The sequence below is a fragment of the Prosthecobacter sp. genome (assembly GCF_044227185.1).
Taxonomy (GTDB): domain Bacteria; phylum Verrucomicrobiota; class Verrucomicrobiia; order Verrucomicrobiales; family Verrucomicrobiaceae; genus Prosthecobacter.
Window position 1 is genome coordinate 37,042 of record NZ_JBGAFO010000022.1, and the last position, 21,306, is coordinate 58,347.

Consider the following 21,306-nt stretch of genomic DNA (forward strand, 5'->3'; position numbering starts at 1 on the left):
TCCTGAATCTTCTGCACGTATTCATCACCAATCCCCCCCTCACATGGGGATTGTTCTAAGCCGCGTAAGCCGCTTATGATTTGATGCAAGCCCCCAACCAATGCCTTCAGCCCCCCCTTCTTTTTCTATTCCGCGCAGCCTTCGAAAGAAGCTTACGGCTGCCGGCGGTGCCAGCCTTTCCTTGCTGGCGCTGATCGTGGCCGGGCTCTCATTTCCGGCGGCCTCGCAGGCGCAGATCAGCCGGTCTGAAAATCTCAGCGTCATCCTCAGCGGCTCCTCCGGAACCATCCAGTCCCAGCCCCCCGCCGTTCCCGCGGTGCCCAACAGCTCCGCCGTTTTTGATGCGCAGCCCGGCCCCTGGGGGCCGCTGAAATGCGCCTACGTCTATCTGGAGGCCCCCGCCAGCCTCATCGAGGAGTTCCCTCTTCCCAGTCCCATTCCACGCTGGACCTTCCCTGCCGCCCTGCTGCCCAGCCTGCCCTCCTTTTTTTCCAAAGCCGGCCTCTCGGATTCCCTCGTCGCCACCATCCTTTCACCAAAGCATCTGGTCAAAGAAGGCGCCTTTGTCCATCTCCTCCCCCCTCTGGCTGAACTCGAAGGCATGACCGCGGAAACGCGGGCGGTGATCTACTCCGAACTCGCGCGCTACCCGGAAAACGAATACCATGCCGACCCCGTCCTGATCATCGGCACCAGCATTGATGAATGGTACAAAAGCAGCAGGCTGCGCCCGGAGCTCATCAGCAAAATCAAGCAGCTCAGCTACCCACGCGGAGAGGCCATGGCATTCAGCGACATCCCCGCCCTCCTGAACTACGCCCAGTCAGACTCCGAGGCCCGCGCCATCTTCAAGGCCTGCACCCGCACCCGCAACCTCATGATCCGTCTCCAGCTCGACAAAAACTCCAACGCTGAGGAGATCATTAAATACTGGAGCTTCGGCACCGGCCTCCGCCGCAAGGACCTGGAGCCCCTCGTCCGTTCCGTCATCGAGCTCGATGGCGTGGATGACCTGGGCATCGTCCACATCCTGCCCGCCCTCGCGCGCAAGCTCCTCTACACTTACCCGGGCCTCGACATGGCCAAGCACGGTGTCATGCCGGACTGCCACTGGACCTCCCTGAACTTCTTCAACTACGAGCCCCACGAGTACCTCCTCGACGCCCGCCTCGCCACCAGCCAGGTGCTGGAGCAGTTCACTCCCGTGGATCCTCCCTACCAGTTTGCCGACATCCTCTTCTTCCTCGACAACACCACTGGAGACGCCTTTCACTCCTGCGTCCATCTCGCGGACAACATCGTCTTCACCAAAAACGGCCGCAACATCCTCTCCCCCTGGGTCATCATGCGTCTCGAAGACGTCAAAAAAATCTACCTCTACAAGGGCAACGGCCGCGTGCAGGGCTTCCGCCGCAAGGACATCGCCGCTGAAAAGAAAGCGGCCCAGGACACCCCGTAAAGCCACGGCGCAGCGCCCTGCCCGCGCAAACAGCCTCTTCGTTCCCGGCACCGCCGGAGCTGGAGTGTGGAGGTGCCTCCGCATTCTGCCGGACGGCACAGCCACCTTTTGACAGCCCGCTGCAATGAGTCCTCCATGGCGGGCGTTTACCACCCCGCCACCACCATGTCCACCCGCCGCCACTTTCTCCACACCGTCCTCGGCACCAGTGCCGCCGCCGCCTTCTCCGCAGAGCCCCGCCTCAGCTACAAAGGAGAAAACATTCAGTTTGGCCTCGTCACCTACATGTGGGGCGCTGACTGGGACCTGCCCACCCTCCTCAAAAACTGCGAGACCGCCAAGGTCCTCGCGGTCGAGCTGCGCATCGATCACGCGCACAAGGTCAGCACCGCCCTCACACCGGAGGAGCGCGCCTCAGTACGAAAGCAGTTTGAAGACTCCCCCGTCGATCTCCTCGGCATGGGCACCAATTTCGAGTTCCATTCCCCCAAGGAGGACGAACTGAAAAAGAACATCGAAGGCGCAAAGCAGTACATCAAGCTCAGCCACGACCTCGGCGCCAGCGGCGTCAAAGTGAAGCCCAATGCCCTGCCCAAGGACGTGCCCGTGGAAAAGACCCTCGCCCAGATCGGCAAGGCCCTCGCAGAGTTGGGCGACTACGCCGTCGGCTTTGGCCAGGAAATCCGCCTCGAAGTTCACGGCAAGGACACCTCCGAGCTCCCCAACATCAAGACCATCATGGACGCCGCCGACCGCGACAACGTGCGCGTCTGCTGGAACTCCAACGACACCGACCTCAACGGCGCCGGCCTGGAGGCAAACTTCGCCATGGTCAAAGACCGCCTCGGCCACACCGTCCACATCCGCGGCGTCAATCAGAGCAGCTACCCTCTCGACAAGCTCGCCAAACTCCTCGTCGAAGCCGACTACGTTGGCCACGTCTGCCTCGAAGCCCACAAGCTCCCCCCCGGAGACCGCGTCGCCGCCCTCGCCGAACAGCGCGAGCTGTGGATGAATCTGGTCACCGAAGCGCGCAAAGCCGTGAAGGACTGAGAACGCCCTCAGGAGTGCGTGCGGAAACACTCCGCACCATGGCATTCGAAGCTCACAAATACATTCGGTATGCCGCAGGGGGCGGGGAGGCAGAGGGAGCAGAGAATCAAAAAATTCAATCTCTGCCACCTCTGCTCCTTTGCCCCTCTGCGGCAAACCGAACGTCCTCGCCGTATCGCAAGTGAGATTCGTAAAGCGCCTCCATCCCCCTCCGGAAAATCGTAAATCATAAATCCCCCGCTGCTCGTATGACCAGTACACCCCCTTGACACCCCCCGTGCTTTCTGCCATCTCAGGTCACACCATTCGTCATTCCTCATTCTGATTTCGTCATTCCCGCCCATGGCCTCCCCCTCCCCCGCTCACAACTACACTGAAGACTCCATCAAATCCCTCGACTGGCGCGAGCACATCCGTCTGCGCCCCGGCATGTACATCGGCAAGCTGGGAGACGGCTCCCTGCCCGAGGACGGCATCTACGTGCTGCTGAAGGAGGTGCTGGACAACTGCATCGACGAGCACGTGATGGGCTTTGGCAACTCCATCGAGATCACCATCACCGAAGACCAGACCGTCACCGTCCGCGACTACGGCCGCGGCATCCCCCTGGGCAAGCTCCTGGAATGCGCCGCCCAGATCAACACCGGCGCCAAATACGACAGCGAAGTCTTCAAGCGCTCCGTCGGCCTCAACGGCGTCGGCATCAAGGCCGTCAACGCTCTCTCCGAATTCTTCGAAATCCAGGCCGTGCGCGAAAAGCAGACCCGCTCCATCGAGTTCAGCCAGGGCATCGTGGTCTATGACATGGGCAAACCCAAGCCCTGCGACGAGCCAAACGGCACCCGCATCGCCTTCCGTGCCGATGCCGAAAGCTTCGCCGAAGACACGCACTACCGCCTCGATTTCGTCCGCGAGATGCTGCGCTTCTACGCCTGGCTCAATCCCGGCCTCTCCCTCATCCTCAAAACACCCGCCGGCGAGGAAAAGTTCAAGTCCAAGGACGGCCTGATGGACCTCGTGCGCGCCAAGCTCACCGAAGAACCCCAGTACCCCATCGTCCATCTCGAAGGCAAGGACGTCGAAGTCGCCTTCACCCACGGCAGCGGCTATGGCGAGGAGTACTACAGCTTCGTCAACGGCCAGCACACCACCCAGGGCGGCACCCATCTCGCCGCCTTCCGCGAGGCCATCGTTCAGGAATGCCGCGAGTTTTACAAAAAGCAGTTCGACCCCGCCGACGTCCGCGGCAGCCTCATCGCCGCCGTCAGCGTGAAGGTCCAGGAGCCGGTTTTCGAGTCTCAGACCAAGACCAAGCTCGGCTCCACCCACATGGAGCCCAACGGGCGCAACCTCCGCGGCCACATCACCAGCGTCATCACCGCCCAGCTCGACAACTTCCTCCACAAGCACGCAGACATCGCCAAGTCGCTGCAGGACAAGATCAACGCCAACGAAAAGGAGCGCAAGGAGATCAGCGGCATCCAGAAGGCCGCCCGCGAAAACGCCCGCAAGGCCAAGGTCTGCAACAAAAAGCTCCGCGACTGCCGCATCCACTTCGACACCAAGGACAAGCGCCGCGACGAAAGCACCCTCTTCATCACCGAGGGCGACAGCGCCTCCGGCAGCATCACCAAGAGCCGCGACGTGGAAACCCAGGCCGTCTTCAGCCTCCGCGGCAAGCCCCTGAACTGCTACGGCCTCACCCGCAAGATCGTCTATGAAAACGAGGAGTTCTACCTCCTTGCCAACGCCCTTCAAATCGAAGAAGACCTCGAAGAGCTCCGCTTCAACCGTGTCGTGCTCGCCACCGACGCCGACGTGGACGGCATGCACATCCGCCTGCTGATGATCACCTACTTCCTCCAGTTCTTCCCCGAACTCGTGCGCAAAGGCCACCTCTACATCCTGCAGACGCCCCTCTTCCGCGTCCGCAACAAAAAGGAGACCTACTACTGCTACAGCGACGAAGAGCGCCAGCGCGCCATCCACCGCTGCGGCAAGTCCGCCGAAATCACCCGCTTCAAAGGCCTCGGCGAAATCAGCCCCGATGAGTTCAAGCACTTCATCGGCCCCCACATGCGCCTGGAGCCCGTCAAAATCCGCGACCACGAAACCGACGCCGACGGCAACGCCCTCCCCTCCGACCACCGCAGCGTGAAGGAGATGCTCTCCTTCTACATGGGCAAAAACACCCCCGAACGCCAGAGCTACATCGTGGACAACCTCCGCATCGAGCAGGAACTGGAGTTCAAGGAGACAGCCGAGACCGCCGCGCTGGCCGAGGCGGCGTAGCGTAGTACGGCCTGAAGGGCCGCAGGACTCAGCCCAGGGCGCCGCGAGGAACGAGCAAGCCCTGGGTGTCGTGTCGCCACACCCCGGTCATTGAGCGCGCTCCGAAGGTGCGCGGGAGACCGTGCTTCAACCCGAAACCCAATTGCGTCCTGTCCGGCGTGACGGTCTGCAATTCACTGTCGCATCCTGCCCCCCTCTCCCCAAATCATAAATCGTAAATCGTAAATCATAAATCCGCGTCCCCTCAAAAAAACCCGCCAGACCTCACGGCCCGGCGGGTTCACAAAAGCTCAGAGGCTCGCGCCTTACTTCGTCTTCACCTTGAAGCTCCGGAACACCACAGGATCACTGTGTCCCGCAAATCCAAGGAAGCCCTTCGCGGAATCCCTCTCCCTCGAGTTCAGATCTCTGCGTCCGTCCATTCTCCTGAATAAGACCATGAGCAATTGAAAACGGGTCTGCCTGCGCGGCGCGCGGCAGCAGGGCTGGTAGGGCCCCGCTGCGTCGGGGCCGAAGTTTCGGGTCTGTGGCGTCTCAGGCGCTGAAAAAGGTTCGCCGTCCTAAAAATAGGAAGAGGCGGGCACCTGGCTTGATGCCCCTCCCGCAAATCTTACCACAGCCGCACAGAGGCCGCTTTTCAACTGTGGATGGTATAACCACGCCTGCCGTCCTCCGCTCCACCATCACACATCGCCCCTCATCTCTCAATTTCTGGACATTCCCTTGCTCACCATTCCCTTGCCAAAAACACCCCCCCCCACGTCTCACACCGCCTGCACCATCATCGCAGTCACCGCCCCTGACTTTCCCACAACACCCAAGTCCGGTACGCAAACACCACAAAAAAAACTGCATTCAGCAGCGTCACCCACCGCAGCATCCTCTGCCGGTCACGAAGAGAAAGAGACGACCGCGCCAAAAACAAACTGACCCCTCCCGCGATCACCCCCATCAAATGCGCCCCCATCACCACACCATGGCGCATCAGCACCGTCACCCGGCCTGGCAGAACACCGTTCAAAACCACCGCCGCCACAAACAGCACCATCCCCGCCAGCCCAAGATAAACAAACCAGGGCCGCCTGCCGTATTCATTGAGCAGCATCTTCTCTGCCTCACCTTCGCCGGCGCGTGCTTGATCCTCTTCAGGCATGTCTTTCTGATGGTTAACTGTGTGGAATAACCGTGCCATGACATGGCATGGCATCAGGGCAGGCTCATCATTGATTCAAAAAATCAGGAATCGCCTCCAACCCCTGCAAGAAAATCCAGCGCCCCTTGACGAATAAATAAGAGCCAGACCCCGCCGACCCGCCGCGTTTGCCCGTTTTAATGATTCGACAAACCGGGATGTCCTTGGGGATCACCTGCAAAACCTTTTCGTATCTCCCTGTGGGATCATCTTTTCTCACATCAATCACCTTGATGTCAATCCACTCGTCCCTTGCCAGCTCTTCCGCCACCTTGTCGATGTTCATTTTCATTTGCTCGTAGCGCATCGAAAGTTTCTCCCAAAGCTTGTCCGCCCCATTTGGAAAAAGCAGTTGGATGTCTGCCTTCGTAGGAAGCAAACCTTCCAGGGCGGCTTTTTTAGCCTCCACCGAAGTGTCCGCCATTTGTTTATGCCACTCCACCAGCCTGTCTGACAGAGACTTCAAAGAGCCGTTTGTCGTTTCCTCCCCAATGCTGAGATGGGTGGTGATAAAAAGACAGGCGACAACAAGGGCGCTTTTTATTTTGATCGTCATGTCAGCGACTCTAAATTTGGATCGATTGATCGTCAAACACGACTGAACGAAGGGGGCTTTTGTACTGCCTGCCAGACCAAAACTCAGCGAATCAACCACCTGACGAGGCCGCTCCTAAACACGGGGCCAGCCTGCCTCAGAAAATTTTTCCACCCCAATCTTTCTACCATCAAAGAGTGTCGCACCCTCACATCCCCTTCATGGAGCGCGCACGCCCATGATGCGCGGGAGATAGAGCATCCATCCGGGCACGCCTGATGTGTAGCTGGCAGAGGCGTCTTGACCCGAAATGCTTTTGCGCACAGCAGTGGGTGTTGTTCGACGCTTTGTCGGCCGCTGCTCAAAAACGGGAACTGACACATCATGCGCGCATCCGCTGCCATTCTATTAGTCGTCCTGGCTGCACTGGCCATGCTCGGCACGCCATTCGTTATTCTTCGGCTGCCTTACGTGCCCAACTGGCCTTACGTCGGTGCTGTTTGTCTTGCAGTGAGTGTCCTGGCAGGAGTTATTTACCTGATTGTCGCATGGCGGCATCTGAACAAGCCTTCGCCGGTCACCGCGGCCTGGCTGCTGCGCGTTTTTCCACTGTGGCTCTCGGCATTCGCACTGTTCTGGAGCTGGATTCGTCTATCGAATGAGGAAATGGAGAGTCTGGATTTCTCCGATGGTGTGGTTGTAGAAAAATATCACAGCCACAATCATCATTATCCGAGTGTTCGAGTGCAGATCGAGGGCCGTGGCACGTTCGCCATCGAAGGCGTGCCTGCCAACACCTGGGATATGATTGCCACCGGCTCAAGAGTCAGCAAACGCTGTGGAAGACACATCGTGGTGAAAATCCCCTGAAAAATCGACTGGGCATGCGCTTTAGCACGCACCTGATCCAATACCCCAAAAATAACCCGCCCCCTTCGATCTCGCAGGTATTGAATTCCACCATTCTCTGAACCGCAGACACAAAAAAACCTCCCGTTTACCCCACGACTATTCATCCATCCTGACAACCCCTCTCATCAACAACACAAATCAAAAAAAATCGCCTCCTCCGGCCTCCGGAAAATTTTTCTACCCCTAATCTTTCTACCTTCAAAAAAAGGCACCGACCTCATCCACCACTCCCTCCCCAACCACTGTAAACCACCGTCAACTCCGCTCCTCACTCCACCACCTGAAACTCCCCGCTTTGCATCACCGCATGGCACATCTGCACCCATCCCTCCGGCGTGTCTCCCACGCTGGCTAGAAACTCCCGCATCATCCCCAGCTCCTCCCGCGTCGGCACGCGGCAGCAGGCCATCTTCCACGCGCGCACCATCTTCTCCTCCACGCTCCCGCCGCCCAGGTGTTTTGAAAAACCCTCCGCCTGCTTCATCACCAACTCGCTGTTCATCATCAGCAGCGCCTGCACCGGCGTGATGCTCGCCGAGCGCCCGCCCACCACCAGCCCCGGGTCGGCCGCGTTGAAGCACTGCATCATCGGCATCTGCGCCCCCCGCACGATCGGCAGGTAAATGCTCCGGTGCGTCGTGTCATCCTTCAGGTCATTCAGAAAATGCCTCCGCCCCACCTCACGCCCCTGCGGAGTGATCGCCTGCGCCTTCTCCGCGATCGGCGATCCCTCACGCGGCGCCAGGTTCAGCGTGCCCCCCAGCGCCAGCAGCGCATCCCGCAGCGGCTCCGCCTCCAGCCGCTTCCGGTTCGCGCGCCACAGCAGCACATTCGCCGCATCCTTCGCCCGCCCAGCCTCCGACCTCGTGCTCGAGCTCATCTGGTACGTCCGCGTCAGCACCAGTTCGCGGATCAGTCCTTTGATCGACCACCCCTCCTTCACAAACCGCGCCGCCAGATCATCCAGCAGCTCCGGGTGGCTCGGCGCCTGCCCTAGGCGGCCAAAATCATCCGGCGTCGCCACCAGCCCGCGCCCAAACAAATGCAGCCACACCCGGTTCACGATCACCCGCGCCGTCAGCGGATTCTCCGGGCTCGCCAGCCAGTCCGCCAGTTGCCGCCGCCCGCTCTCCTTCGGGCCGATCGGCGCCAGTTTCACCGGAATTGCCGAGAGCGCCCCGCGCTTCACAGCCGCCAGCGGCTTCTTGACCTCCCCCTTGTCAAACACCGGGCAGTCGATCGGCACCTCCGCATCCCGTACCGACATCCCCACCGGCGGCGGCGTCGGCGCGCTCTTCTGCTTCTCCGCCAGCCTCTTCTGCCACTCGCTCACATCCTTCTCCAGCACCGTCAGCGTGCTCATCTTCTCCGCCATCTCCTTCGGCATCACCGCCGGCGCCTTCGCAGCGGGGTTGATCCCCGCCTTCACCAGCTCCTCCCGCATCGTGTTCCGCTTCTTCGCCACCTCCGCGTAGTCCTTCTGCATGTCCGCCACGTCCTTCTCGTGCTGCTTCACCGCCGCCATCCGCCGCACCCCGTCCCGCCCCAGCGGCATCGCCTCCGCCTCCTTCCTCACATTGTTCGTCTCCACCCCGGAAAGATTTTGAGTGCTCCTGAAAATCCCTGCCAGCGCGTGGTAGTCCGTGGTAGGGATCGGGTCAAACTTGTGGTCATGGCACCGCGCGCAGTTCGCGCTCAGCGCCAGAAACGCATGGCACGTCGCGTCGATCTGGTCGTCCGCCACGTTCATGTCATACAGCATCACGTCAGACTCCCCCAGCGACTTCACCCCCACATTGAGAAACCCCGTCGCCAGAAGCTGGTCATCCCGCCGCACCGCATCCCCCGCCGGCGGCAGCAGATCCCCCGCGATCTGCTCGCGGATAAATTCATCAAACGGCGTGTCCCGGTTCAGCGCCCGCACCACATAGTTCCGGTACCGCCACGCCAGCACATACGCCATGTTCCGCGTGTTCCCGCTCGTCTCCGCATACCGCGCCACATCCAGCCAGTGCCGCCCCCAGCGCGCGCCAAACTCCGGCGAGGCCAGCAGCGCATCCACCACCGCCGGAAACTTCCGCATCTCAAACCCTTCCACCACCTCCAGCGGCGGCGGCAGCCCCGTCAGGTCAAAATACACCCGCCGCAGCAGCGTCAGCCCCTCCGCATCCTCATTCGGCCTCAGCCCCTCGGCCTCCAGCCGCGCCAGAATAAAACGATCCACCCGCGACCTCGCCCACCCCGCCTCCTTCACCACCGGCACCTCCCGCGCCCCAAAAGGCTTCAACGACCACAGCCCCTCCGCCGACGGCGCACCACCCGCCACCACCAAAACCGGCAGCATCCACCCAAAAACTGTGAGTCTCACATTCACAGCCCCTGAATACGCCCCACCCGAAGCATTCTTGAAAACCCAAACCAAATTTTTGCCCCCGCCCCTCAAAGCCCCCTCTCCCAACCTCTGTGTCCCTCCGTGCCCTCCGTGGTTAAAAAAAAGCCCCCCTCATCAACCACAGCCCCCCACCCATCAAAAAAACAACCACGCCCCCAACCGAGAACCGAGAACCGAGAACCGAGAACCGAGAACAGCGAACAGCGAACAGCGAACAAAAAAACCACGCCCCACCTCCCCCAAATCATAAATCATAAATCGTAAATCATAAATCCCCCTCCAGTTCCCTCGCCCATCACTTCCCGGGAGTTGCCTTGCCGCCCACTCTGCTCTAATGTTCGCTCGCCTGAAACGATGACCGAACCGGAACAAAACCTCGATTACCTCGAACAGCAGATTCCCGGCCTCACGGGAGCCGCCGTCGGAGTGGCCTACTGGCAGGCGCTGGCCTCCGGGCAGAGGGTGCTGGTCAGCGGTGAGGACGGAATTTATCAGGTCTTCCCAGACGGAACTCAGAAACTGGTGAAACCCGCAGGCAGGCCGCTCAGCGTTCCCGTGGGCACGCGCGTCAAAATCCCGTGATCATGAGCATGCCCCGCCTGCGCATGTTTGCCGGGCCGAATGGCTCTGGTAAAAGCACTATCAAAAGCGTGGTGCCTCCGGGGCTCCTGGGAGTTTATCTCAACCCGGATGAAATCCAGCAGGCCATCGAACAACATGGCTTTCTCGATGTGAGCCACTACGGCGTGAAGACGGCCAAAGAAGAAATACTGCCTTTCTTTCAAAGATCGGCGTTGCTGCGTAAGGCGGGCCTGCACGAAGCGGCCATGGCCCTGCGCTTTGATGACAGCAGACTCGACTTCCGTGCCTTGCGCGTAAATGCCTACTTCGCCTCCGTCGCTGCGGACTTCCTCGCCAAAAACTGCTGGATCTGCGGGTCTCCTTTTCCTTCGAGACCGTCATGTCCTCCGCTGACAAAGTTGCTCTGCTGAAAAAGGCGCAGGAGCTCGGCTATCGCACCTATCTCTACTACATCGCCACGGAGGATCCTTCAATCAACGTGGCACGCGTAAAAGCACGCGTGAATCTCGGCGGGCACGACGTGCCGGAAGACAAGATCATCAGCCGCTATGCGCGCTCCCTCAGCCTGTTGCTGGAGGCGGTGAAACACACCAACCGGGCTTATCTTTTCGACAATTCCAGAGCCGGTGGCGAACGTCTCTGGGTGGCCGAGATTACCAATGGCAGCGATCTGGAACTGAAATGCGACCCCATGCCCCGCTGGTTTCAACAAGCCGTCTGGGAAAAGATCACCCCCGCGCGGTGATTCCCTTCCCTAAATCCTCACTCCCCTGAGCGAAACGCCACCCACATCAAGCCGCCCCCACACGGCCCGACGAATCCGCTCATCCCCCTTTCTCAGCATCATCCTCCGCGTCCCTCCGTGCATCCGTGGTTACCCCCCCCAACCGAGAACCGAGAACCGAGAACAGCGAACAGCGAACAGCGAACAGCGAACAAAAAACCACGCCCCCACCTCCCCCAAATCATAAATCATAAATCGTAAATCATAAATCCGCCTCCAGCTCCCTCCCCACTCAAACAATTGCAAACCATTGCCAGCCATCGCAAACAACTGCAAACCTCCCCCAAAAAAACCCCTTGCATCCTCGCCCTCCATCCCGCACACTTCACCCGTTCCAAGTTCTCTCAACTTGGTGAACACTTGGTGATGTCACCGGCAGGACTGCCGAAGTTTCTCCAGCCCCCGTGCTGATGAAACGCGACCCCGCACTCGTTGCGTGGCCGTCATTCCTGCAGGCGCTCACCGCGGCGATGCCGCTTCCCCTCCCCCTACATTTCCCCAAAACCCCACCGCACGGATGGCCGCCGTCATTGTCATGGCCGCACCGCTCCGCTGCATTCCCACTGACATTGTTCTCATCATGGCAGGCCACAATAAATGGTCCAAAATCAAGCGTGGCAAAGCCATCACGGATGCCAAGCGCGGCAATGCCTTCAGCAAGCTCTCCAAGGAAATCACCCTGGCGGCCAAGCACGGCGGCGGCAGCCCCGACATGAACGCACGCCTCCGCAGCGCCATCCTCGCCGCTCGCGCCGCCAATGTCCCCAATGACAACATCGACCGCGCCATCAAAAAAGGCACCGGCGAGCTCGGCGGCGCCCAGATCGAAGAAGTCCTCTACGAAGCCTACGCCCCCGGCGGCGTCGCCATGATGATCGAAATCGTCACCGACAACCGCAACCGCTCCTTCAACGACATCCGCGTCCTCCTCTCCAAAAACAGCGGCACCCTCGCAGACTCCGGCTCCGTCGCCTACATGTTCACCCGCCGCGGCGAGATCCGTCTCGACAAAGCCGCCGGCTCCGAAGACCAGGTCATGGAGGCCGCCCTCGACGCCGGCGCCGAGGACATCCAGGAAGACTCAGACGACTGGGTCGTCTTCACCGCCACCGACCAGCTCTTCCAGGTCAATACCGCCCTGCGTGACAAAGGCCTCTCCTCCCGCTCCCAGAAGCTCATCTACCAGCCCCAGACCACCGTCACCATCAGCGACGCAGACACCGCGAAGTCCCTCATCCGCCTGTACGACATCCTCGACGACTACGACGACGCGCAAAACATCCACGCCAATTTCGAAATCGACGACGCCATTGCCGATCAGCTCGATTAGAAAAAAACGCGAGCTTCTCAAAAGCACCCCGCAGCCATGCCAGCGCTCAAAACATCCCCAGGACGCCACGAGGTAGTTATCACCTCAAGCTCCCGCTTCGCCCCAGCCCCAACGGGGCTGCGGATCATAGCCCAGGGGTGCCGAGCCTTGGCGAGCCTGCCCTTCGTAGCTTTAGCAAAGAAGGGGCTCCCCTGGGTCATTGCGCACCCCTCCGGGAAGCAAACCCTCCGCCCCCTTCACACACCCCGCTCCCCAGCAGCGTCGCTCACACGCTCCCACTTCACGCCAGCCCCAACGGGGCTGCGGATTATAGCCCAGGGTCAGCCGAGCCTAAGCGAGGCGACCCTGGGTTCAGCCCACCCCTCCGGGAAGCAAACCCAGCGCCCCCTTCACACACCCCGCTCCCCAGCAGCGTTGCTCACGCCCTCCCGCCGCACCCATTCCCGAGCGTTCCCGCACTCCCCAAATCGGCCCCTCAATGCCTTCGGCCGCTGATCCAGCGCCCTGAAAGAATCTAAAACGCTCCCCATCCCCCCCTTTCCTGTTTATGCCTGACGAAACCACCGCCGAGCTCGAAGCCCCCAAAACCAAGCGCAAAGCCCCGGCCAAAAAAGCAGCAGCCGTTAAAAAGCCCGCCGCCAAAAAAACCGTCAAAGCCAAGCCCGCCCCCGCTCCCGCCCCAGTCGAGGAGATCATCGTGGAGGAAGCCCCAGCCCCCGTCGTCGCCAAGGCCACGGCCAAAGCCAAGCCCGCGCGCAAAACCGCCGCCAAAAAGAAAGCCTCCCCCGCAGCAGAAGAAGCGCCCGAGCTCAATCTCACCCCCGCCAGCGCAGCCGCAGCCCCCGCTCCCGCTGAGATCACCGCCGCCGCGCCCGAAGCTCCCGCCCCAGCCTCCATCGTCAGCGAAACCCCGGCCGCCCCGGCGAGCGCCGCAGACAGCGACAGCGTAAACGAAAACGACAGCGACATCGAAGGCGATGACGACGCCGCAGAAGACGGCACCACCAGCCCCTCAGGCACCGGCGCCCCCGCCACCCCCGGCAGCGGCGAAAACCAGGGCCTCTCCCGCTACACCGTCATCGGCGAAAACGGCCAGCCCCGCCCCATGACCGCCAAAGAGCGCCGCAAAGCCAAGTTCGAGCGCTGGAAGCAGCGCCGCGCCGAGCGCGATGCCCAGCGCCGCGCCGGACGCGATGGCGGCCCCGCACCCCACTCCCAGAACGGCTCCGACCGCAGCGACCGTGGCGATCGCAATGATCGCGGCGACCGCGACCGCGATCCCTCCCAGCAGTCCCAGGGCGGCCGCCACTACGAGCCCGAGCCCCCCGTCCCCCTCGGCCCCCCGGAGCCCGCCAACGGCATCCTCGAAATGTCCCCCAAAGGCTACGGCTTCCTCCGCCGCCGCGAGCTCTCCTTCACCCAGCATCCGCAGGATGCCTTCATCGCCCCCGAGTTCATCCGCAAATACGGCCTCCGCGAAGGCATGCAGATCGTCGGCGTCCAGTGCAAAGGCGCACGCGGCCCCCAGATCACCGAAGTCACCGAGGTCAATGGCCGCAATCCCCTCGTCATGCGCGACCTCCCCCTCTTCGAAGAGCTCAAGGCCGTCAATCCCAACAAGCGTTACCAGCTCGAGACCGTCAAAGACCGCCTCACCACCCGCGTCATCGACATGATGACCCCCGTCGGCCGCGGCCAGCGCGGCCTCATCGTCGCCGCACCCCGCGCCGGAAAGACCACCATCCTCCAGCACATCGCCGAGGCCGTCGTCACCAATCATCCCGGCACCCACCTCATGATCCTCCTCGTCGATGAACGCCCCGAGGAAGTCACCGAGTTCAAGCGCATCCTCCCCCAGGCCGAAATCTACGCCAGCAACAACGACCAGGACGTCAAGAGCCACACCCGCATCTCCACCTTCGCCATCGAGCGCGCCAAGCGCCTCGTCGAATGCGGAGAGCACGTCTTCATGCTCATGGACTCCATCACCCGCATGGCCCGCGCCTTCAACAACACCGCCAAATCCGGCGCCGTCATGAGCGGCGGCGTCGGCGTCGGCGCCCTCGAAATTCCCCGCCGCCTCTTCGCCGCCGCGCGCAACACCCGCACCGCCGGCTCCCTCACCATCCTCGGCACCGCCCTCGTCGAAACCGGCACCCGCATGGACGACCTCATCTTCCAGGAGTTCAAAGGCACCGGCAACATGGAGCTCGTCCTCGACCGCAAGATCGCCGAGCAGTTCGTCTATCCCGCCGTGAACATCTTCAAATCCGGCACCCGTCGCGAAGAGCTCCTCCTCCAGGCCTTCCAGCTCGACAAGATCCACATGCTCCGCCGCGGCCTCGCCGGCCACAAGCCCGTCGAAGCCATCCAGCGCGTCATCTCCCTCCTCGAGCGCTACCCCAGCAACGCCCAGATGCTCGTCGACCTCCCCAGCAAGTCCTAACCCTTCCCAGTTCTCTGTTCGTAGTTCGGGCTTCAGCCCGTTCCGGTTCTTCGCATCGTAGTACCAGGTTGGCTTCGCGGCTTCGCAGCAGCCCGTTCCGCCTCCCCGTTCGTAGTTCGGGCTTCAGCCCGTTCCGGTTCTTCACATCGTAGTACCGGGTTCGCTTCGCGGCTTCGCAGCAGCCGGTTCCGGAATCCCCGTTCGTAGTTGATTCACTCCGCTCACCCTTCGGGCCCCTTTCAGTCGTCTGTCTCGCTGCGCTCGGCTCGGCCTTCAGCCGGAATCCATGGCATCCATCCGTGCTGCTCGTGAAATCCGTGGTTCATAATACCACGATCCATTGAAATCTGGTCTGCCATCCACTCACAGCCCCGCTCCCCGCCCGCAGGTTGGGTCTGTTTGGTGGCGTCCAAATCATTTCAGTCTCCACCGCCACCTCCGCCAAACCGCCCGACTGCGCTGACTCCCCCACGCCCGTAACCTTCCGTACACCCAGCCTCACAGGCAGACTGCCGCCCCCCTCCCCACATCTAGAATTCGCCATTCACCCCTCCACTGCGTCACCCACCGTCCCCCCACTGACGCACCGCCCACTGACGCACCACGCCATCCAGCATCCAGCATCCAGCATCCAGCCCCCCCACCACCCACTTGCCCCCGCCCTCCCCCCAGCGTATCCAGTCCCCCATGCCCCCTCCCCCTGACATCAAAGTGGACCAGGTGCTCCCCCCGCAGATCAATCTCATCGCCGCCAAGCTCGCCGCCAGCAAAAACCCCGTCGACAACGCCGCCGCGCGCATCCTCACCCGTTACCTCGACGAGCTCATCCCCCTCCCCGGCACCCGCGTCCGCATCGGCCTCGACCCCATCCTCGCCTTCATCCCCGCCATAGGCGACACCGTCGCCTCCGGCGCCGGCGTCATCATCCTGCTCGATGCCCTCCGCTCCGGCATCCCCATTCACGTCTTCCTCCGCATGTCCATCAACATGGGGCTCAACTTCCTCCTCGGCCTCATCCCCGCCGCCGGCCCGGTGGCCTCCATCTTCTTCAAATCCAACTCCCGAAACCTGAAACTCCTCCTCGCCTGGCAGGCCGGACATCAGGCCAAAGTCCGCCGCAGCACTTTTCATTTTTATCTCGGCATCTTCATCCTCATCGCCCTCGTCCTCAGCCTCATCCTCATCGCCTGGGCCTTCTACACCTGGCTCTTCTACACCGCCGCCCAGACCCTCCTCCACGCCCTCGGCTTCCGCTAACGCCCTCTTCCTCTTCCTCTTCCTCCTACTCCTACTCTTCCTCCCCCCTTTCGTCCCCAGCTTGCCTTCATAGCTTCAGCGAAGAATAGGCCCTCGCCTCGTCCTCGTCCTCCTACCTTGGGCTCCGTAGCTTTAGCGAAGGAGACTCGAACTCAGCCTGCCCTTCGTCGTGTCCTCCGTAGCTCGCAGAGCGAAGGAGGAAGCTTCAGCGAAGAATGGGTCCTCGCCCCACCCACTCCGCAAACACCCGCCCTCCGCACTCCACTTCTCCCAGTATTGTAGTCCCGCCTTTAGGCGGTCCGGAAAACCCCACAAACACCCCACACTCCGCCCAGCCCCACACCTCCACGCCACCCTGCACCCCAAATGCAGCCGTGGCTTTTTTCATGCCCCTCCCCAAACTCCCCTCGCGCCCACCACACCCCATCATCCATCATCCAGCATCCAGCATCCAGCATCCCCCATGCCCCACCCCACCCTCCACACCCTCGCCCCCGACTTCACCGCCCCCGTCATCGGCGGCAGCTACAAACCCGGAGACACCCTCACCCTCAGCCACCTCCGCGGCCAAGGCCACAAAGTCGTCCTCTACTTCTATCCCAAAGACGACACCCCCGGCTGCACCACCCAAGCCTGCGCCCTCCGCGACGCCTGGACCCAAATCTCATCCAAAGCCCACCTTTTCGGCATCAGCCCCGACCCCATCAAAAAGCACGCCAAATTCATCCAAAAATACCAGCTCCCCTTCCCCCTCATCGCCGACGATGAAGCCCACACCATCGCCACCGCCTACGGCGTCTGGGTCCAGAAGCAGCTCTACGGCCGCACCTACATGGGCGTCGAGCGCACCACCTTCATCATCGGCGAGGATGGGAGGATCACGACCATCTTGGAGAAGGTGAAGCCTGCTGAGCATCTCGAAAAGGTCCTCTCCGCCCTCGCTTCCTAGCTCTATTTTTCGTCCTCGTCCTCCTACTCGAACTCAGTCTGCCCTTCTGAATAACTACACCGCAGAGGTGGAAACGCCGCAGCTCTGGAGCGCAGCGGAAGCAGGCGAAGCCAATTTTTCAGAATGGGACCCGGAAGAAATCTCTGCGGCGTTCCAGCCTCTGCGGTGCAAATCTCCGGCCATTCCCTTGCTCCTTCATTCCTTTGCCAAAAAAACAGCGCTCCCTTTCTCGAACAGCCTCCGCCGTTACTCTCTGTTCCACAATCGAGTCGTCTTGAGTTCAGGTGCTTCGTAGCGCAAAGCGCGAAGAATGGGTGCTCGGTCCTTGCGCGCGAATACCCCCCAGCGCCTTCGAGCCACCCCATCGCCCTTCTGTCATACCGGCGCAGACGGCCTGCGTTCGTAGTTCGGGCTTCAGCCCGTTCTGGATTTCCGGTTCAGCCACACCTGACAGCTTTCAGACGACTCAAGGCTTTTTCACCAAATGAGTCAGGGGCGCGAACTCCTTTTCAGTTGGACAAGGGGCTGGGAAAAGCAGTGGGGGTTGCGAAAAAATGTTTTTCGACCATTTCTGCCACAAGCTTTTCATCGTCGTTAATGCTCGAACCTTTCGCTTTCGCCAGCTTGAGGAAGGCCAAGATTGTGGAGTATGGATCCGCCTCGAATCCATCGAACGATTCCCGCATTCGAGCGAACATTTCGGAGCTGCATTTCTTTACGGCAGGATCGGAATAGGCGATAACACACTCGAGCCATAGATTCATTTCCGGACCAATCTCATCATAATTGAACTCTTCATCACGGCCCTTGGTGTTTTTTAAGTGGGCCCTGGCCTTTCTGAGCGCATTCCGAGCGGAGAGCCAGTCACCGACAACGATGGACAGCCGGCACTCTTCCCAATAAGCATCCATATAGCATTCTTCCTTGCTTTGTGCTTTCTGCGCCAGCTCTACTCCTCTTTTGTATTCAGCAGACTCCATTCCGGGCGATGGTTGGTCACCCCTGATTCGTCGTCCAATGTAATTCGCCCAGTTCGAATACAGGATGGCCCACCGGCCTGGCCTTTTCGCGGCATCTAGCCTCCTTTCGGTTTCAATCAGGTGCGCCTCCGCCTTGACGAAGAAGTCCTCAGCCATTTTCCAGTCTTGGATGTCCGCGTATGCAAGAGCTATGTTTTGCAATATCCCTGATGTAGGCTGAACAGCAAGCACTTGCTGCCAGCAGGCAATGGCCTTCGGAACATCATGCAAGTCTTCATAATAATGATTGCCTAGCGCCATGCCCGCCCATTTGAGATGGAATCGAGAAACCCCGGGCATCTTCATGATTTGTTCATAGTATGAAACAGCATCTTGTTTCTGGCCCGCTTGTTCGAAACTGCTTCCGGCCATGAGCAGGGCCCAAATTCTCATGGGCGGTTGAGCTCGGCCTACATAAAGCACATAATGATTACCTTCCTTGATGTATTCCTCTTTTGTCCGTTTCTTCGCACTGCTCTGTAAAAACTCGATCACCATTTCGAGAAAATTGACCATCTCATTGTTTGCGAACCGTGGCTGCTGCCGCAGTTGCATTAAATCCGCCTGGATCACCTCGACCCTTTCACGGCTCGCAGTTTCAAGCTCAGCAAAGAGCTGCGCAATTCGATCAGGTGGCGGGCCGATATAGATCGCAGCAGCAATCGCCATCATGGCCAGAAAAAGGAATGCAGTGGCAGGCAGCCCATGACGGAAAATACGCACCCTCCACTCCGTCCATTTGAACTGCCCTAATTTGGTCCAGTTTGCGATCCGAAGAATGCTAAGTCCCAGCAAAGCGCCCCCCAATGACGAACCCAAACCCATTAGGAGAGAGGGGATCTGCAATAAATCATATTGCGTCCAAACTGTTCGGCTTCCAAGCCAGCAAACCGCACCCAGCAGAACTAGATAAGCCGTTAACACTGTAGCGGCGTGGCGTAGCAGTTTTCGAAAACCAAGTTGAACCATTCGTCTCGGGCTCGGTACTTTCATGAAGGAAAAGTGTGTAGTTAACCTCAAATGATGTGCGCCGCCGCATTCCTCTGGCAGCAACTCGGCGCGTCCTTCGTCGAGGCAAACTTCGCGGGAACCCGCAGCGAGGCCACATGCTCAAACCGCTTCGTTCCAGCGTCAATTATTTCGCCAGTGCTCCCCCTGTCCAAGTCGAATGCCCAAATCGTGCTCATAGACCGCTATAGACTTGGGCCGCTTTTACAAAGCGCAAGCACTGAATCTGACCTAATTCACCATCCGCCCCTTTCCTCGGATAACAACCGCATTTCGGCCACTCACATCCCACTCATTAGGAAACTCTGAAGTGCCTTTCATCAGCGTCTCATAAGCGTCCCATCAGCGGTTAAAACCTCCGGGAACCAGTTTCCCCAACAAGTCTCCGTCAAGGCAACCTCCGCCGGAATCAGCAGCGAAGCCACATGCTCAAACCGCTTCGTCCCAGCGTCCAAACCACCTCGCCAACACTCCCCTCACCCACCTTGTTTTCAGTTTCTTGATCGTCCCTGAGCATCCCCATTCAAATGCCTTTCATCAGCGTCTCATAAGCGTCCCATCAGCGGTTAAAAACCTCCGGAACCGCCTCCATCCAAACACCCCTCAACAACCACATCGCCCCACGCCCACGTCCCTCCCCTTCTTGCGCCTTCTGCGCCCCTCCCGTCCTTCGCAGCCCAGAGGGCAAAGAACGGATTGCGGTCATTCCGGTTTCCGCGTCTTCCGCGTATTCCGTAGGCCCTCACCTCCCATGCTTGAGCGAAGACCTCGCCTCAGGCAAGCCATCTCTGTGCACCTCGGTTGGGACTCTGTGGTTAAAAATCCCCTTCCCTTCTTTTTGACCACAGAGTTCACAGAGCAACACCGAGGACGGATCTGACGAGGGCTGAAGACTTGGATTCATCACCGCCCTCCCCTCCCGTCCTTCGCAGCCCAGAGGGCGAAGAACGGATTGCGGTCATTCCGGTTTCCGCGTCTTCCGCGTGTTCCGTAGGCCATCACCGCCAACGCCGCCCTGCGCCCCACCCGTGAAATCCGTGGTCCAAACCCAGTCCACTCAACTTCACCTCTGCTCCCTCAGCCTCTCCGCCCCTCTGCGGCCAAAATCGAACTTCCCATCCACATCAAAACACCCCAGCCTCCCACTCTCCCCATCGGCTCCTCCAACCTCCGTCCATTCCCTTGCTCCACCATTCCTTTGCTAAAAAACACACCCCGCCTCCCCCCACATCCCAGGTTCACCTCATCCTCGGCAAAGAACCAAAGTAACAAAATCTTCACAATCAACCACTCCCCCACCGCCCCCACCACGTCTTCCCTCCCCAAAACGTCCGCCACTGTCACAAAACCGTCACCCACCCCACGCTTCCCGGAAATCACCGTCAACCACTGTCATCCCCTCCGTTCCCCCTCCGGCAAATCGTAAATCATAAATCGTAAATCATAAATTTGCCCATGCCCACCTTCCTCCATTCCAGCGCCCATGCCGCCGGAGTGGCAGACGCCGATCTGCAGGCCGCCCTCACCACCGCCGCCGCCGGCGGCATCTCCCCCGTCCTCGCCCTCATTGAAAGCGGCGCCGCCGACGAACGCCTCCTCTCACGTCACCTCGCCGACTCCCTCGGCTGGCACTGGCTCGAAACCCCGCGCCCGGAACCCGCCGCCGCCGCCGAACTCAAGCGCCTCATCCCCGCACGCTTCGCTGTCCGCCACCAGCTCCTCCCCCTCGGCTTCGGCCATGGCCGTGTCACCACCACCACGTCCCACCAGCCCGTGGTAGAGACATCATCTCCCCCGAAGCGCACCCTCAAACTCGCCTGCCACGACCCCTGCGACCTCCTCGCACGCCAGGCCGTCGCCCGGCAATCTGAACTCCCCGTCGAGTGGTGCCTCACCCCCCGCACCGAACTCCTCAACGCCGTCCAGCAGCTCTACGGCGTCGGTGCCGACACCTTTGACGCCCTCATCGCCGCCGGCGGCGGCAGCACCGACGACTCCCACCTCCGCGACGAAGCCAGCGTCATCGACAGCGACGAAGACCAGGACGCCTCCGTCGTCAAATTCGTCAACCAGATCATCCGCGAAGCCCTCTCACA

Annotated in this window: 15 protein-coding genes and 1 pseudogene; 12 read left to right on the forward strand and 4 right to left on the reverse strand. The window is 60.5% G+C overall.

Annotated features, from left to right (window positions below; translation table 11 throughout):
* Nucleotides 1-100 precede the first annotated feature (100 nt).
* The 3 genes from ACILSQ_RS30970 to ACILSQ_RS30980 all read left to right on the forward strand — a co-directional run bounded on the left by ACILSQ_RS30970 (nucleotide 101) and on the right by ACILSQ_RS30980 (nucleotide 4,804).
* Nucleotides 101-1,459 (forward strand): hypothetical protein, encoded by a 1,359-nt coding sequence (locus tag ACILSQ_RS30970; RefSeq protein WP_395747583.1) that lies wholly within the window; start codon nucleotides 101-103, stop codon nucleotides 1,457-1,459.
* Nucleotides 1,460-1,624: 165 nt separating this feature from the next.
* Nucleotides 1,625-2,512, forward strand: coding sequence for a sugar phosphate isomerase/epimerase family protein (locus ACILSQ_RS30975; protein WP_395747584.1), 888 nt, complete (start codon nucleotides 1,625-1,627; stop codon nucleotides 2,510-2,512).
* Nucleotides 2,513-2,854: 342 nt separating this feature from the next.
* A complete protein-coding gene (locus ACILSQ_RS30980; RefSeq protein ID WP_395747585.1) occupies nucleotides 2,855-4,804 on the forward strand; it encodes a DNA topoisomerase IV subunit B in 1,950 nt (649 codons plus the stop codon).
* Between the two features lie 790 nt (nucleotides 4,805-5,594).
* Here the strand turns inward: ACILSQ_RS30980 and ACILSQ_RS30985 are convergent.
* Entirely contained in the window at nucleotides 5,595-5,957 is a 363-nt protein-coding gene (locus ACILSQ_RS30985; RefSeq protein ID WP_395747586.1) for a hypothetical protein, read from the reverse strand.
* Between the two features lie 67 nt (nucleotides 5,958-6,024).
* Nucleotides 6,025-6,552 carry a hypothetical protein gene (locus tag ACILSQ_RS30990; RefSeq protein WP_395747587.1) on the reverse strand — a complete coding sequence of 176 codons (528 nt, stop codon included), beginning with the start codon at nucleotides 6,550-6,552 and terminating at the stop codon, nucleotides 6,025-6,027.
* 363 nt (nucleotides 6,553-6,915) lie between these two features.
* Between ACILSQ_RS30990 and ACILSQ_RS30995 the strand changes: the two genes are divergently transcribed.
* Nucleotides 6,916-7,401 (forward strand): hypothetical protein, encoded by a 486-nt coding sequence (locus tag ACILSQ_RS30995; protein WP_395747588.1) that lies wholly within the window; start codon nucleotides 6,916-6,918, stop codon nucleotides 7,399-7,401.
* A gap of 310 nt (nucleotides 7,402-7,711) precedes the next feature.
* Here ACILSQ_RS30995 and ACILSQ_RS31000 read toward each other — a convergent pair whose 3' ends face one another.
* Complete coding sequence (locus tag ACILSQ_RS31000) at nucleotides 7,712-9,787, reverse strand: DUF1549 and DUF1553 domain-containing protein (RefSeq protein ID WP_395747589.1); 2,076 nt, start codon at nucleotides 9,785-9,787, stop codon at nucleotides 7,712-7,714.
* Nucleotides 9,788-10,189: 402 nt separating this feature from the next.
* Here ACILSQ_RS31000 and ACILSQ_RS31005 point away from each other — a divergent pair, with 402 nt between their 5' ends.
* From ACILSQ_RS31005 to ACILSQ_RS31035, 7 genes are all read left to right on the forward strand, one after another.
* Nucleotides 10,190-10,417, forward strand: a complete 228-nt coding sequence (locus ACILSQ_RS31005) for a hypothetical protein (RefSeq protein WP_395747590.1) — start codon at nucleotides 10,190-10,192, stop codon at nucleotides 10,415-10,417.
* An 8-nt stretch (nucleotides 10,418-10,425) separates the two neighbouring features.
* Nucleotides 10,426-10,827 (forward strand): hypothetical protein, encoded by a 402-nt coding sequence (locus ACILSQ_RS31010; RefSeq protein WP_395747591.1) that lies wholly within the window; start codon nucleotides 10,426-10,428, stop codon nucleotides 10,825-10,827.
* Complete coding sequence (locus ACILSQ_RS31015) at nucleotides 10,797-11,162, forward strand: hypothetical protein (protein WP_395747592.1); 366 nt, start codon at nucleotides 10,797-10,799, stop codon at nucleotides 11,160-11,162. The genes ACILSQ_RS31010 and ACILSQ_RS31015 overlap by 31 nt, the downstream gene beginning before the upstream one ends.
* Before the next feature lie 619 nt (nucleotides 11,163-11,781).
* Nucleotides 11,782-12,531, forward strand: coding sequence for a YebC/PmpR family DNA-binding transcriptional regulator (locus ACILSQ_RS31020; protein WP_395747597.1), 750 nt, complete (start codon nucleotides 11,782-11,784; stop codon nucleotides 12,529-12,531).
* A 547-nt stretch (nucleotides 12,532-13,078) separates the two neighbouring features.
* Nucleotides 13,079-14,977, forward strand: a complete 1,899-nt coding sequence (gene rho / locus ACILSQ_RS31025) for a transcription termination factor Rho (RefSeq protein WP_395747593.1) — start codon at nucleotides 13,079-13,081, stop codon at nucleotides 14,975-14,977.
* A gap of 687 nt (nucleotides 14,978-15,664) precedes the next feature.
* Entirely contained in the window at nucleotides 15,665-16,234 is a 570-nt protein-coding gene (locus tag ACILSQ_RS31030; RefSeq protein WP_395747594.1) for a DUF4112 domain-containing protein, read from the forward strand.
* 463 nt (nucleotides 16,235-16,697) lie between these two features.
* Nucleotides 16,698-17,183, forward strand: coding sequence for a peroxiredoxin (locus ACILSQ_RS31035; protein ID WP_395747595.1), 486 nt, complete (start codon nucleotides 16,698-16,700; stop codon nucleotides 17,181-17,183).
* Nucleotides 17,184-17,692: 509 nt separating this feature from the next.
* Here the strand turns inward: ACILSQ_RS31035 and ACILSQ_RS31040 are convergent.
* Nucleotides 17,693-19,195 carry a hypothetical protein gene (locus ACILSQ_RS31040; protein ID WP_395747596.1) on the reverse strand — a complete coding sequence of 501 codons (1,503 nt, stop codon included), beginning with the start codon at nucleotides 19,193-19,195 and terminating at the stop codon, nucleotides 17,693-17,695.
* A gap of 1,470 nt (nucleotides 19,196-20,665) precedes the next feature.
* Between ACILSQ_RS31040 and ACILSQ_RS31045 the strand changes: the two are divergent.
* Nucleotides 20,666-21,306: pseudogene (locus ACILSQ_RS31045) on the forward strand (type II/IV secretion system protein); the annotation flags it as partial.

Excerpts from the sequence above, each read along its gene's own strand:
- ACILSQ_RS30970 (WP_395747583.1), top strand. The coding sequence starts at position 101 with ATGCCTTCAGCCCCCCCTTCTTTTTCTATTCCGCGCAGCCTTCGAAAG.
- ACILSQ_RS30975 (WP_395747584.1), top strand. The coding sequence starts at position 1,625 with ATGTCCACCCGCCGCCACTTTCTCCACACCGTCCTCGGCACCAGTGCC.
- ACILSQ_RS30980 (WP_395747585.1), top strand. The coding sequence starts at position 2,855 with ATGGCCTCCCCCTCCCCCGCTCACAACTACACTGAAGACTCCATCAAA.
- ACILSQ_RS30985 (WP_395747586.1), bottom strand. The coding sequence starts at position 5,957 with ATGCCTGAAGAGGATCAAGCACGCGCCGGCGAAGGTGAGGCAGAGAAG.
- ACILSQ_RS30990 (WP_395747587.1), bottom strand. The coding sequence starts at position 6,552 with ATGACGATCAAAATAAAAAGCGCCCTTGTTGTCGCCTGTCTTTTTATC.
- ACILSQ_RS30995 (WP_395747588.1), top strand. The coding sequence starts at position 6,916 with ATGCGCGCATCCGCTGCCATTCTATTAGTCGTCCTGGCTGCACTGGCC.
- ACILSQ_RS31000 (WP_395747589.1), bottom strand. The coding sequence starts at position 9,787 with ATGCTGCCGGTTTTGGTGGTGGCGGGTGGTGCGCCGTCGGCGGAGGGG.
- ACILSQ_RS31005 (WP_395747590.1), top strand. The coding sequence starts at position 10,190 with ATGACCGAACCGGAACAAAACCTCGATTACCTCGAACAGCAGATTCCC.
- ACILSQ_RS31010 (WP_395747591.1), top strand. The coding sequence starts at position 10,426 with ATGCCCCGCCTGCGCATGTTTGCCGGGCCGAATGGCTCTGGTAAAAGC.
- ACILSQ_RS31015 (WP_395747592.1), top strand. The coding sequence starts at position 10,797 with ATGTCCTCCGCTGACAAAGTTGCTCTGCTGAAAAAGGCGCAGGAGCTC.
- ACILSQ_RS31020 (WP_395747597.1), top strand. The coding sequence starts at position 11,782 with ATGGCAGGCCACAATAAATGGTCCAAAATCAAGCGTGGCAAAGCCATC.
- rho (WP_395747593.1), top strand. The coding sequence starts at position 13,079 with ATGCCTGACGAAACCACCGCCGAGCTCGAAGCCCCCAAAACCAAGCGC.
- ACILSQ_RS31030 (WP_395747594.1), top strand. The coding sequence starts at position 15,665 with ATGCCCCCTCCCCCTGACATCAAAGTGGACCAGGTGCTCCCCCCGCAG.
- ACILSQ_RS31035 (WP_395747595.1), top strand. The coding sequence starts at position 16,698 with ATGCCCCACCCCACCCTCCACACCCTCGCCCCCGACTTCACCGCCCCC.
- ACILSQ_RS31040 (WP_395747596.1), bottom strand. The coding sequence starts at position 19,195 with ATGAAAGTACCGAGCCCGAGACGAATGGTTCAACTTGGTTTTCGAAAA.